Raw genomic sequence first — 13,431 nt, forward strand, 5'->3', positions numbered from 1 at the left:
TCCTTATAGAAAAGGAAAATTTAGTCAAACTTACAATTGAATACAATATAGCCACAGTTCGCTACATTCTTTTTTTTTTAAGGGAGGTATAAGTATAAGTTTGTTGTGTAATTAATTGAAAAACAATATATAATGAAAATAAAAATTAGGGTAATGAGTATGCTTTTAACACTATTCTTTTTAATAAATAGCGCAGGAAGTTCAGCACAACAAAAAATAATTTCTACAGATTCAGAGAATGGGCATTGTGATACTTTTTTTTATCACAATGGCAATAGTTATCATAATTTTAATGATCAACTCTATAGAGTTCAGGTGAATCGTGAAGGGCAAAATTTTCAGATTGAGTATCAAGGAGAGTTTACTTTGTCAGAGGATGATAATGATATCATTAAGATCTCAAAAGACGGCTTTTTAGAATTCGAAAAATCAAGCTTCGGAAAAAAGAGAAGAATAGTGATCAAGCCTGATGGAAAAACTTTGAATAAGCGTTATTATGTTGGTTCGAAGCTTAAAAGTTTTATTCCAGAGGGAAAAACTTGGTTAGTAGAAATTTTACCGGAAGTTATTAAAAAGACAGGTATAGGATTACAATCTAGGGTCGACCGTTATTTTAAGAAAGGAGGAATAGCTAAAGTATTAATTGAAATAAATAAATTAGAAGAAGATTTGGTTAAAACCAAATATTTTAACTACTTATTTAAAAAAGGATTAAGTATAGAAGAAACTATAGAGGTTATTGGAGCTTTAGGAGGTACGATTGATTCGGATCATTTTTTAGTTGAAGTTTTAAAGTCGAATCAAAACATGTTTATGTCAAATAGTAAAATATTACCTGCTTATATTAAGGCTGTTAAAAGTATTCATTCAGATCATTTTATATCAGAGTTTTTGAGAGGTGTAATTCAAAATCATACCATAAAAGACGATCAGTTGTATGATTTATTAGAAATTGCTGAAGCCATTCGATCAGGCCATTTTATGTCGCAAGTTTTGATGGATGTTCTTGATAATCGCGATTTGAATAAAAAGAATATGACAAAGGTATTGGAGCTTTGTGAAAATATTCATTCTGATCATTTTAAATCACAAGTATTAAACAAGATTATGAAGAACAAAAACTTGACAAAAGAAAATTATGATACTTTTATGTCGTCTATCGATGATGTGAAATCGGATCATTCCACTACAAATCGTATTAATGATTTGATTAAAAAAGACTTAAATGATAAAAATTTAGAACAAATTCTTGGTTTAATTGATAAAAATGTACAGTCAGATTACTATGCCTCAGAAATCTATCAACGATTAGCAACAAAAAAAATGACTAAAAAGCAATTGCAAAAAACCTTAGAGGGTTTAGATGAGGTTGTTAGCTCTGATAATTATTTGTTTTGTACGCTCATAACCTTTGCTCCACAGGTTAAATCAAGCTCTCAGCAGGTTAAAAACACATATATTCAAATTGCAAAATCCATACATTCTGATACTTACTTTGGACGTGCAATGAAAGCTATTTACTAAATTAAACTAAAGTAGTTAAATTCTTGATTAAGAATTGATTACTTTAGTTTTGTACTAAGAATTAATAATCTGATTTATAAATCCATAGTGAAAAAACACATTAGTATTGCGTTGATCGGGATTCTTGGAGGTATTCTTGTAGGGTATTTTATGCTGATTAGTGAGAATCAATTGGGGGGAAGCATTAATTTAAAGCTTGCTTTAGCAGGCTTTTTGGGGGTGTTAATTACCTATGGTAATCTCGAAATAGCTAAACTATTAGATACTGTACTACCATGGAAAAATCACATAGGATATAGATTGTTATTGGGTGTTGTTGTGCATTCTTGTGTTTCTAGTAGTATTTCTTTAATACTAGTTTTTATATACATTAACTTATATAAGCCTATGGATAACGTTATTGAAACTTATAAATTGGCGTTTATAAAATTAGGAATTTTACTTTTTATACTCGCTGTTGTTTTTCAAGTAATTTATTTAGCACTCTATTCTTATTATTCGTATTCTAATTTACAAATAAAGATTGTTAGGCAAGAGAGGAAACATATTGAGTACCAATTAAATATTTTAAAGTTACAACTAGGGCCGCACTTTTTATTTAATGGTTTAAATACGATTTCTTCGTTAGTTCATAAAAATGAAACCAGAGCTGCGTTATTTGTTAGAAAATTGGCTAGTATGTATACATACACCTTAAATAGTTTCCAAACAAAATTAATAACCTTGCAAGAAGAACTAGATTTTGTAAGTTCATATAATTACTTGGTAGAAACGAGGTTTGGTAAGAAGTATAGTTGTGATATAGAGATTCCTTCGATGTTGTTAAAGACTAAGGTCCCTCCATTAACATTGCAACTACTAGTTGAAAATGCGGTGAAACATAATGTGATGAGTAATCAGATTCCTTTAAACGTTAGTATCACTGCTACAGAAAAGCACATAATAGTCAATAATAACAAAACAGAGATACCCCAAAAGATAAGTTCTTTTAATATTGGGTTAAAAAATGTACACTCAAGGTATTTATTAATTTCAGGTAAAGGTATTGTGATCACAAATGGGCAAAGTTTTACTGTAAAACTACCGATTATTCGATGAACAAATTATTTATACATCAGCCTTTATTCCGTTTATTAAGTCCTGTTTTTAGTGGTTTTGTAGTGTATTTGTTGATTTTATTGGTAAACAATAATGTCGCTCAGTTACAAGAAGAATTTTTAGGTCAAGAACTGTATGTTTGTATTGGAATGTCTTATGTAATTCAAGAATTTTCTCGATTGTTATTGATTTTGTTTGAGAAAATCCCCAAGTTCACATCAGAAGTTGTACTACTCATATTTCAAGTAATAATGTCCATGTTTTTATGTGTTGCTATTGTCACAATATTTATCACAATATATTTTAAACAGGTGCTCCGATTTTCTCCAAACGCTGAAGAATTATGGTTATTTAATAGCGTGTTTTGCGCGATTACGCTTATTTATATTTTATTATTTGTGAGTCATCAGTATTTACATAGAGTAAATACCGATAAACTTTCTAAGGAATTAGATTTAAAACGATATGTAGAAGAAGATTTTAAAAATTTTCAGATGGGAATTAATTCCGACTTATTGTTTGAATGTTTTGAAGGCTTGCTCGTGTTGATGAAACAAGATAAGGATAAGTCTGATGATTTTATTGATTATTTGGCAACGATATATCGTTATATATTATCGAGTAGAAATGAGCAATTGGTGCCTATAGAAGAGGAGCTCGAAAATATACATCAATTAGTAAAGTTATTTAACTATTTACCTTACAGAGATGTTTCTATTGTGAATGAATTGAAAAATACATTTTTAATAGTGCCAAGGAGTTTATTGTTTATAATAGAACAAATTATAAGAACAACCATTTCTTTTAGAGACGTGAAATTGGAAATTCGTTTAAAAGAAAATAAAGATACTTTTATCGTTTCGTATTATAAAAATGATAGAATAACAACTCCTTTTAAATTAGCAAAACTTAATGGAATACGACGCAGCTATGGAATTTACAGTAATAATCGTGTAATGGTCATTGAAAATGATCTGAAAAGAACAATAGAAATCCCAAAATTGATAACTAAAGCCTAAAAGAAAGATCATGAAAATAGTAATAGTTGAAGATGAATCGTTAGCCGTAGATAAATTGGAACGCTATCTTTTGAAATACGATCAAAATATAGCTGTTCAGGAAAAATTAGGAAGTATTAAGGAATCTGTTCAATGGTTTAAACATAATTCTAGTTTTGATGTTGTTTTTATGGATATCCAACTTACTGATGGTTTAAGTTTTGAAATTTTTAACCAAGTTCAAATTAATAAACCAATAATTTTTATAACAGCTTTTGATGAATACGCCATTGACGCTTTTAAAGTGAATAGTATTGATTATATACTAAAACCGATTACATTTACTGATATATCAAAAGCCATGAGTAAGTTACGATCAATGAAAGGTTTATTTGTTCATGACCAAAATATTGCTAAACTAGCTGAAAATCTACATAAAAATAAAATTAAAGATCGGTTTTTAGTGCGATTAGGAAATCATATTCATTCCATAAAAACAAATGAGATTTCGTTGTTTTACGCAGAAGGGAGAACGGTTTATTTGGTTACCATTGAAGGGAAAAAGTACATCTTAGATTTTAAATTGGAAACGTTACATGATGTTTTAAATTCTTTAGTGTTTTTTAGAGTTAATAGAACATTTATTATAAGTATCAATGCGATACAAGATGTTGTGGTGTTCTCTAATAGTCGTTTAAAAATTACACCGAAAACTAAGGTAGATAAAGAAATTATCGTTAGCAGAGAGAAGGTGGTCGCTTTTAAAGATTGGTTTGAGGGAAGCTAGAGGTTCCTTTATGTATTTTTAACAAGTCAATTAGTAATTCATTTACAAATAAATATTTCGCATATCTATTATTTCTTTTGTAGCTATTTTTGCGTTATAAAACTTAACCATAGCTTGGCTATGCTAAAGCTTTATGCCTTAAACTAACTTAAAATAATTCAATGCCTATAAACGAAATATGTATCTGTAAATCGTATAAATCATTTAGCTTTCTTTCTTATTTTGTAGAGAACACATTGTTGTATGTGAGGAAAGTTGGTGAGTAGTGTGTGCTTGAATTCATGACTTTTTTTCATACCTATTTTTTTCATAACAGTAATTGAAGGAATATTAACAATAGGTGCAACGGAAACAATTTCGTTTAAGTCTAGGGTGTTAAAGGCATAATTTAAGCATCTTATGGCTCCTTCAAAGGCATACCCCTTGCCCCAATAATTTGGGTGTAACCGCCAACCTATATCTATGGAAGGATTAAAGTCGCTCTCATAGGATTGTTCTGAAAGACCTATGAAACCAATGAACTCTTCCGTTTCCAGTAGTTCTACGGCAAAATAACAAAAATTGTTCTTTGCAAATTGATGTTGCATTTTGGTAATGAAATCAGCGCTCTTTTCTTGGGATTGTATGGAAGGGAAGTATTGCATTACCTTCTCATTTGAGTTTATTTTATGTAGCTTAAACAGGTCCGATTGTTTCCAGTTTCTAAAACCTAAACGTTCCGAGTTAAAAAGATAGTTTTGCATGCTCAAAAATATAGATTTTCCCTTTAAAGATCATCTGTAAAATGTTTAAGTGTTTTTTCTTTACTAAATTTTTCCTTGTTATAGGTTTTTGAAGCGTTTTTGGGGATAGAAAGAGACTGCCATTCGTTGTTTTTCAACATTTTTCCTAAAAAAACAATTTGACCAATATGATATGGATAATGACAAATTTGTCTATTGATGGCCTCGGTAACCGTATGTCCGTGATTTCGAATATATACAATTCGTTCTAAATCATTATTATCTAATGAATCTAAAACATTAATAAAGCACTGCCACCCTTTCTCCCAGTAAGAAATCATTTCTTGTTTAGAGGTGAATGTATTTATAAATTCATCATCCCGATTCCGCCATTCTTTTTCTCCATCTTCGGTAAAAAAGTTTGTCCATCTAGATAGCATATTGCCTGCTAGATGCTTTGCTATAATAGCGACAGAATTACTTTCTGTATTGTACTGGAAGAATAGTTGTTTTTGTGTGAGTTGATTGATTGTTTTATCACCAAGGTCTTTATAATATATAAGTTGTTTTCTTACACTTTCAAGATAAGAGCTTTCCATAATAGCGGGAGGTTATATTAGGCTCTAAGGTACAATTTTATTTGCTTATTCTTTAGAAGTAAACGTTAAGGCAATACCATTAATGCAATGTCTTACACCTGTTGTTTCCTTCGGCCCATCATTAAAAGAGTGCCCCAGGTGACCCCCACATCCACTGCATTTTAGTTCAGTACGGGCATAGCCAATTTTATAATCTACATCAAGTTCAACATTACCCTTAATTTCTCTGTCAAAAGAAGGCCATCCCGATCCAGAATCGTATTTGTGTTGCGATAAATACAGCGGATTTTTACAGGCAGCACAAACATAAACTCCTTTTCGTTTATTCTTATTGAATGGGCTTGAAAAGCGTCTCTCTGTGCCTCCTTCTCTTAAAATATGGTATTGTTCAGAAGTTAATACTTTTTTCCATTCACTTTTGGTTTTAGAAATTTTATGTTTTTTGTTCTGAGTATAACCGGTAAAACAAATTATTAGTGATAGTAGTAGCAGTAAACTAAATTTTTTCATGAATTATAAAGTATAAAATCAATTATTTTCGAAGTCACTTTTTTATGACGAAGAATTTTGGTGTGACCTAAACCTTGTGTTATAAAGAGCTCTCCTTGTATTAAGTTTTGACGTATGTTTAAGGCGGAACTTACATCGACATCTCCATCAAAACTGTCATGGATTACAAGGGAAGGGATGGAGATATTTGTTGCTTTTGCACTAGACGAGTGTTCGTCTATGTCTTTTTGCCATTGTTTATCGTAAATAGCTTTTATTTTTTTTGCAATGGGATCTTTGATGCGTAAGCTTCTGGTAAAGTTTAAAATGACATTTGAAATTTTGTCAACAGCACCAATTGTTATTAATTTTTCGACTATAAACCCTTCAGAAACGGCATTATACAGGCACATTCCACCGAAAGAATGGCCAATGGCAATTTCAAAAGGACCAAATTGTTTATCGATTTCTTTTATAGCCGCTAAAAACTCGGGCATAGAAGTGGTTTTACCCGTTGATTTTCCATGGGCAGGCCCGTCAAACGCAATGAACATGTATCCTTTTTCTAACAATTTATCTGCGGTCATAAACAGTTGAGTACTTCTTCCTGCCCATCCATGAACAAATAACACCTTTCTTTTAGAATACCCATATGATATAACCTCAATTTTTTTATGAATTGAATCAATATTAATTGTTTTTTTCTGAGCACTTTTGTAGAGAATTTTTTCCCGTTTAGGAAGAGGGAAATTTATCGGAGTTACAAAGAGTTTAGCTCCAAATTTTGCCGCTAACCAAGGCGAGACAGTTTGTAAAATGTTGGTAAAAAAAATTACGCTTTTTGGAATGGTGATGCTTTTTTTGTTTTTACGAACGTTTATGAAATCCATTTAGATAATTTTTGTGCTAAAGATAGAATATGTAACTTTAAACTCATAATTTAGGTGGTGGTTTGTGACATGGTATTAAAATTCGGGTCGCAGTTATATAAAGCCATTAAAAAATAGAAATACATGAAAAAAATAGTAGCAATAGCCTGTATAATCATTTTGATGGTGCAGTGTAGTACTGTACCAATTACGGGAAGAAAACGTTTAAATTTTGTTAGTGATGCACAAGTACTTCCTGCTAGCTTTGCTCAGTATAAAGGGTTTTTGGAAAAAAATAAACTATCAAAAGATGTAAAAAAATCAAATCAGATTAAAGTGGTTGGAAAGAAGATTTCTGTGGCGGTAGATCGATTTATGCGTGCTAACAATATGGTTGCAGAGGCAAATTCTTATAAATGGGAGTTTAATTTGGTAGATGATAAGACTGTAAATGCATGGTGTTTACCTGGAGGAAAAGTTGTGTTCTATACAGGAATATTACCGATTTGTAAGAATGAAGATGGAATTGCTGCCGTTATGGGACATGAAATTGCTCATGCTTTTGCAAAACACGGACAAGAGAGAATGTCAACAGGGCAATTACAACAACTAGGAGGGGTTGCTGTGGCGATAGGGACGCAGAATAGTAAAAATGCGGCACTATGGAATACAGCTTATGGAATTGGAAGTAATGTTGGTGTAATGTTACCTTTTAGTAGAAGTCATGAAACCGAAGCAGACAAACTTGGGTTGGTTTTTATGCTTATGGCAGGGTATAGAGGTGAAGAAGCAGCTGAAGTATGGGTTAGAATGAGTAAAACAGGAGGGTCGGCACCACCGGAGTTTATGAGTACACATCCATCAAATGAAACACGAATTCAAACATTGAAGGCTTTTTTACCTGAAGCGAGAAATATGGCTGCAAAGTTCAACGTACCTGTAAAAAAATAATCGTAACATATTATTATTATTATAGTATATTGCAAACCGTTCAAAAAAATGAACGGTTTTTTATCGAGTATTTATGTATAAGATTGGTAGTAAAAAAGTAATAAATGGTTGGGCCTTTTATGATTGGGCTAACTCAGTGTATTCATTAGTAATTAGTACCGCTATATTTCCTCTGTATTATAGTGCCATTACAGAAGGGCAGCTGGTTCATTTTTTAGGAATGGAATGGGAACACCCCGATAGTTTATATAGTTATGCACTGTCATTTTCTTTTCTTGTGGTGGCCTTTATTTCACCTATTTTATCTGGTATAGCCGATTATACAGGGAGTAAGAAAAAATTTATGAAGTTTTTTTGTTGGATGGGCTCATTATCGGTAATGAGTTTATATTTTTTTGTTGATATTGACACTGTTTGGATCGGAATCGTATTTACCATTTTGGCTAGTATTGGCTTTTGGGCAAGTTTAGTATTTTATAATGCTTATTTACCAGAAGTTGCAAAACCAGAACAACAAGATAGAGCAAGTGCTAAAGGATTTATCTATGGGTATATTGGCTCGGTTATTTTACTGGTTATAAATTTGATCTTAATTCAAATGCCCGACTTGTTCGGAATAACAACAGGAATGGCTTCGCGTATTTCTTTCATAATGGTGGGTTTATGGTGGTTAGGGTTTGCACAAATAACATTTAAACGTTTACCAGATGATATTTATAATAAGCGACCAGATAGAGATTATATATGGAAAGGTTTTAGAGAATTGAAACTAGTGGTTAATGAAATGCATAACTACCCAACCTTAAAACGCTTTCTGATTTCATTTTTTTTATTGAGTGTTGGGGTACAAACGATTATTTTAATGGCAGCTATTTTTGGTTCATCAGAATTAGGACTGCCCTCTATTAACTTAATTGTAACGATCTTACTGGTACAAATTGTTGCAATTGCAGGTGCAGCTATATTCTCGAGATGGTCTGAGAAATATGGGAATATTTCGGCGTTGAAAGTAACCTTGGGTATATGGACACTGGTTTGTTTTTGCGCTTTTTTACTAGATAAGAATCAAGAGAATGTTGGTTTGTATTTTTATGGCTTAGGTGGTTTGTTAGGTTTTGTTCAAGGAGCAATACAGTCACTGACGCGTTCAACATATTCAAAATTATTACCTGAAACACAAGATCATGCTACTTATTTTAGTTTTTACGATGTTACAGAGAAGTTTGCAATTGTCTTAGGAACTTTTGTATATGGTTTATTGTACTCTATTACCAATTCAATGCAATGGAGTGTGTTGTGTTTAGCCGTATTCTTTTTGGCCTCTTTTGTTATTCTAAGTACATTAAAGAAAACAAAATACGTTAGTTAACCCTAGTATTTTCTATATATTCTTTTGGAGTTATTCCCATATGGTTTTTGAAGACAGTAGAAAAGTATTGTGAAGAGTTAAAACCTAAGCCATAGGCTATTTTTGTAATGTTAGTTTTGGTTTTCATTAATTCTTTAGCACGAAGAATCTTTAAACGATTGATATAGGTTTTAGGAGGTGTACCAAAATTTTGCTTAAACCATACTTTAAAATAGACCGTAGAAAGAGAGAGTAAATCAGCTAATTCATCTACGTAAACTTGGCGATTCATGTTGTTTAGAATGAATGCATTAATTAGATCTAGTTTTTTAGTACCTTGTTTTTTAACAGGTTTTTTACTAATGAATATGGTTTCAATAAGTAATTGGGTTATTAAGTTGTTTACATACAGGGTGTTAAATAGATGTTTAGGTTGTTCTAAATTACTGAGAATTTTGTCTAAAATAGGTTTTAAAATATAGGCGCCTTCAAATAATATGTTTTCTTTTTTTCTAAGTTGTTCAAGTAGGTGTTTAGACTGTTCTTTGGGTAGGTAACAGAAGTTGTCTTTCTTGTTTATTGATAGTTGTAACCAAAATAATTCACCGATATCTTCAAGATGTGCTCCTGATCCATGGGGTAGGTTAGGCGGTACAATAATTACATCATTTCCCGTTAGCGAAAATAAAGTTTCTTCTATTTGATAATATTGTTGACCTTTTAAGTAGTAACAAATTTCTATAAAATCTTTATGATGGTGAGATTCTATTATCGGTTCGGCTTTGTTGTAGTGATAATAACCAAATTCTAAACAACCATTGAACCCTAAATTATTTAGATTGAATACTTTTCTTTTGTTGGCATGATGTAGCATATATGTTGTATAATATTGTAATGTACTACTTATTTAAAAGAATCATACTCAAAAAAGAACTTATATTTGTTTATATACAGTCAACAAATCAAATTATTTTTTATAATGCGTTGGTATTGTATTGAATTTGGAAACTGAGATGTTCATGTTATTCAATTTACTAAATAGAAATTTCTGATTAAAAAATAATTTCAGTAGTACGTAAAATGAATTCCACTACTATTGAAAAACTCAATAAGCAATTGAACTTAATGAAAAGTATATATCTTAAAATAAGTCGTATGACTTTGAAGATATAATTTGTAGTGAAACGATAAAAACTATATAAAAAAATAGAACTAAAGCAGTATTAAAATATTAAAATAATAAGTGGGGGACACTTAGTTATAGGGTAAATTCTAGAAAAGTAGCGTATGTATTTTGGTAGCATATAATTATACTTTTCATCGTGAATTTACCCTATATATTTATAAAAAAACGAGAAGCTATCTTTAGGTAAGCTATTCTATTTTTATTCTATTTTTATCGTATAAACCTATTAAAATACTATGTCCATTCGAATCTACTTTTAAACCTCCGTATGTTGCCTTTTCATATTTATCACCTTCTCCTTCTTGGAAAAAGAATGATTCAGCTCCTATAAAGATATTGTTCCAATTATCGCTTGTATATCTTATAAGATATTCTCCCTTTTTAATGTTGTTTTTGTTTTTTTGAAACCTAATTTGTTTAACAATATTAGTAGTACTCAATTTAACCACACAGAAGCCTCTTTTAGAAATACTGTCATAGTTAGTGTTGTTTAGAATAGCATATCTCAATTGCATATAATCTCCTTGCATCAACGATCTCGGATCTACTGGTGCTAATTCCAAGAGTATGAGCTTGCCCTCAGATAATGTTTTTTCTTTTTTGATGATTGAGTTATTAAACAAAACAAGTAGAACAAATAGATTAATAAGAATGGCAATCCACTTAATTTTTTTCATGTTTCTTTGTTTTAGTGGTCAATAGGTAGCATAAGCAGAAAATCACTCCTGATGAAATTAAAATTATTGATTTCGTTAATAATGTATAATTTAAGTCGTAATAATATTGAGATATAAAGTATATTAATGAAATTATCCCAATGATTATACCTGTTTTGTAATTGACTAAAAAACTTAATAAGATAATTACAATGGCTCCTTGAATAGATGGGGAGAAAGCAGTTAGTAATAGTATTATACCTGTAAAAGCGAAAATTAGTATTTGATGTTGTAAACTACGAATATTCATGATTTTCATGATTGTATTGATTAAATAGAGAGTAATAAATACCATTACTATAGAAGACAGCCATACATAATCTTTAGATATAGGAATTAAGTCTTTTTTTCCGATAGCGATGAGCATTAATACAAGACCAATTATTAAACCAATTCTTATAGGATTGTATAATTTGGATAATTTTTTATGTAATGAAATTAGTTTTGCTTCTTTTATAAATACATAGGAAAGAGCTATTGTAATGGTTGCAATGAGTAGATGAATTAGATCGTATGTGTTATTGATAAGAATAAGAATAAATAGATTGCTGATAACAATAAGAACGGAAATAAATGATAAAATATAACGTTGAACGATCAACATAGTGCTTATCGCTAAAATAAGTATGATTATTGTTATGATGCTTTCATCTACATTTAATTCTAATAACCCAGCAGCAACCATTGCAAAACCAGAAACGTATGTAGCGAAGCTAAAAGTATCAATAACCAATTTAGTGTATAGTGTAGCTAACCAAACTGCAACGATCACAAAACCGATTCCAAAAGTCAACAATCCATATTTTGAAGTATACAATCCAGCAATGATTAAAAAAGTAATAAAAGAAAAAGAGGCAAGAAACCCACCAATAATTGATAGTATTTTAATAGCTATGCCAGAGTTGCTCTCTTTTTGAATTATATATTCGCTAAAAATAGCTTTTTCATCACATTCAAAAGTATCACCTTCTAATAATTTAATAGTATTGAGCAAGGCTTTTTTGTTAGTTAATTCATCCATTTCTTTTCAAGGTCTAATAAAATTTTAATAACGAGGCTTATAGCGGCGATAACGAATACACTGATTATAAAAAACATCCCTGCATCATTTGATATTTTAACCAAGAGAGCACAAATAATGAAAATAATACTAAAAGAAATTATGGAAAGGTAAAATTTACTTTTAATTTTTAATCCGTAGCTAATACCTCCAGCATAAACGAATATTGTAATTAACACAAGAACAAAGAAAGATGTTTGTAATTCATTAAAAACACCTGTACTAATTCCTATAGAACTGAAAGTTGCGGAAGCCAGAGCTAACAGATTCGTAAACCAAATAGGAGGCGTTAACTCTTTTATAAATCTATTGACGAGTAAAAAGAAAATCAAAAATAAAACATCAATAGTGAACAGTAAGGTAAAAATAATAACCTCCGACCAATCATTAGCTACTTGTTGAGCATATAATAAAAGGGTAGTATTAATAAGTAGGATCAGTAAAAGCCATAATGGGGCAAAATCTGAAACAAGAGCCCAAATAGCCACAAAAATTGTCCAACCTAAGAAAAAATCATAAGCATTAGCTCCGGTTTGGTAGATTTGGCCAAAAACTGCGAATAGAACACCTATCAGCATTGAGGCACCAGTCAATACTATGTTCTTTATGTCTTTTTTTATTTTAGTTATCAATACAATTGATGTTGTGAGAATAATAAGACTTTCGATCAACCCGATTTTAACAAACTTATGCATGTCACTCCAATTATAGGCAAAGAAGAATATCAGTCCAGACACTAAAAAAACAATCCCCAAACTAATAAAAAATAGCCTAAGAAATCTATACCAAGATTTTTGGTCATTATAAATTTCATTTTTTAAAGTGTAAGCGATACTTTTCTCAGTCCAGTTACTGTGACGCGCAATTATTTGGATATCCTCTCTTTTTATTTTTGACATTTCTTGTTTTTTTGCTACTCCCTTAATTATCAGGTAAGGTATTAAAGTGAAAAGTGATATTAATTTTTCTGCCGAAACTTATTAACCTGATCTATCTTATACATACAGTTAATTTTGACTTTCTTAGGCTAGGCATGATTTTGGATGATTATTTTTAATTCTAAAAATCATAACAATGCATAAGA

14 protein-coding genes are annotated in these 13,431 nt (G+C 30.7%); 6 read left to right on the forward strand and 8 right to left on the reverse strand.

The window, feature by feature from the left end:
* Positions 1–132: 132 nt before the first annotated feature.
* From AC2TDS_RS18435 to AC2TDS_RS18450, 4 genes are all read left to right on the forward strand, one after another.
* Positions 133–1,524: a hypothetical protein gene (locus tag AC2TDS_RS18435; RefSeq protein ID WP_484737045.1), complete on the forward strand. Its 1,392-nt coding sequence runs from the start codon at positions 133–135 to the stop codon at positions 1,522–1,524.
* An 87-nt stretch (positions 1,525–1,611) separates the two neighbouring features.
* A complete protein-coding gene (locus tag AC2TDS_RS18440) occupies positions 1,612–2,622 on the forward strand; it encodes a sensor histidine kinase (RefSeq protein WP_484737046.1) in 1,011 nt (336 codons plus the stop codon).
* Complete coding sequence (locus AC2TDS_RS18445) at positions 2,619–3,641, forward strand: histidine kinase (RefSeq protein ID WP_484737047.1); 1,023 nt, start codon at positions 2,619–2,621, stop codon at positions 3,639–3,641. Before AC2TDS_RS18440 ends, AC2TDS_RS18445 begins: the two co-directional genes overlap by 4 nt.
* A 10-nt stretch (positions 3,642–3,651) precedes the next feature.
* A complete protein-coding gene (locus tag AC2TDS_RS18450; protein ID WP_484737048.1) occupies positions 3,652–4,407 on the forward strand; it encodes a LytR/AlgR family response regulator transcription factor in 756 nt (251 codons plus the stop codon).
* A 200-nt stretch (positions 4,408–4,607) separates the two neighbouring features.
* Here AC2TDS_RS18450 and AC2TDS_RS18455 read toward each other — a convergent pair whose 3' ends face one another.
* From AC2TDS_RS18455 to AC2TDS_RS18470, 4 genes are read right to left on the reverse strand one after another with little or no spacing between them, the layout of a single operon-like run.
* Positions 4,608–5,150, reverse strand: coding sequence for a GNAT family N-acetyltransferase (locus AC2TDS_RS18455; protein ID WP_484737049.1), 543 nt, complete (start codon positions 5,148–5,150; stop codon positions 4,608–4,610).
* A gap of 23 nt (positions 5,151–5,173) precedes the next feature.
* Positions 5,174–5,728, reverse strand: coding sequence for a DUF1572 family protein (locus AC2TDS_RS18460; protein WP_484737050.1), 555 nt, complete (start codon positions 5,726–5,728; stop codon positions 5,174–5,176).
* Positions 5,729–5,773: 45 nt separating this feature from the next.
* Positions 5,774–6,238 (reverse strand): peptide-methionine (R)-S-oxide reductase MsrB, encoded by a 465-nt coding sequence (gene msrB / locus AC2TDS_RS18465; protein ID WP_484737051.1) that lies wholly within the window; start codon positions 6,236–6,238, stop codon positions 5,774–5,776.
* On the reverse strand, positions 6,235–7,107 hold the full coding sequence (locus AC2TDS_RS18470; RefSeq protein ID WP_484737052.1) for an alpha/beta hydrolase: 873 nt from the start codon (positions 7,105–7,107) through the stop codon (positions 6,235–6,237). Before AC2TDS_RS18470 ends, msrB begins: the two co-directional genes overlap by 4 nt.
* 123 nt (positions 7,108–7,230) lie before the next feature.
* On the opposite strand from AC2TDS_RS18470, the gene AC2TDS_RS18475 reads away from it, so the two are divergent.
* Both AC2TDS_RS18475 and AC2TDS_RS18480 read left to right on the forward strand, forming a co-directional pair.
* The gene (locus AC2TDS_RS18475) at positions 7,231–8,037 is read left to right on the forward strand and encodes a M48 family metallopeptidase (RefSeq protein WP_484737053.1); all 807 of its coding nucleotides are present in this window, start codon (positions 7,231–7,233) and stop codon (positions 8,035–8,037) included.
* 73 nt (positions 8,038–8,110) lie between these two features.
* On the forward strand, positions 8,111–9,406 hold the full coding sequence (locus AC2TDS_RS18480) for an MFS transporter (RefSeq protein WP_484737054.1): 1,296 nt from the start codon (positions 8,111–8,113) through the stop codon (positions 9,404–9,406).
* On the opposite strand, the gene AC2TDS_RS18485 is transcribed toward AC2TDS_RS18480, so the two are convergent.
* The 4 genes from AC2TDS_RS18485 to AC2TDS_RS18500 form a co-directional block, all read right to left on the reverse strand.
* Positions 9,399–10,259 carry an AraC family transcriptional regulator gene (locus tag AC2TDS_RS18485; protein ID WP_484737055.1) on the reverse strand — a complete coding sequence of 287 codons (861 nt, stop codon included), beginning with the start codon at positions 10,257–10,259 and terminating at the stop codon, positions 9,399–9,401. The two genes, AC2TDS_RS18480 and AC2TDS_RS18485, sit on opposite strands and share 8 nt — an antisense overlap.
* A gap of 500 nt (positions 10,260–10,759) precedes the next feature.
* On the reverse strand, positions 10,760–11,248 hold the full coding sequence (locus AC2TDS_RS18490) for a GDYXXLXY domain-containing protein (protein ID WP_484737056.1): 489 nt from the start codon (positions 11,246–11,248) through the stop codon (positions 10,760–10,762).
* Positions 11,235–12,308, reverse strand: a complete 1,074-nt coding sequence (locus tag AC2TDS_RS18495) for a DUF4401 domain-containing protein (RefSeq protein WP_484737057.1) — start codon at positions 12,306–12,308, stop codon at positions 11,235–11,237. The genes AC2TDS_RS18490 and AC2TDS_RS18495 overlap by 14 nt, the downstream gene beginning before the upstream one ends.
* Positions 12,296–13,246: a DUF2157 domain-containing protein gene (locus tag AC2TDS_RS18500; RefSeq protein ID WP_484737058.1), complete on the reverse strand. Its 951-nt coding sequence runs from the start codon at positions 13,244–13,246 to the stop codon at positions 12,296–12,298. The genes AC2TDS_RS18495 and AC2TDS_RS18500 overlap by 13 nt, the downstream gene beginning before the upstream one ends.
* Positions 13,247–13,431 lie beyond the last annotated feature (185 nt).

Source organism: Tenacibaculum profundicola (genome assembly GCF_057220795.1).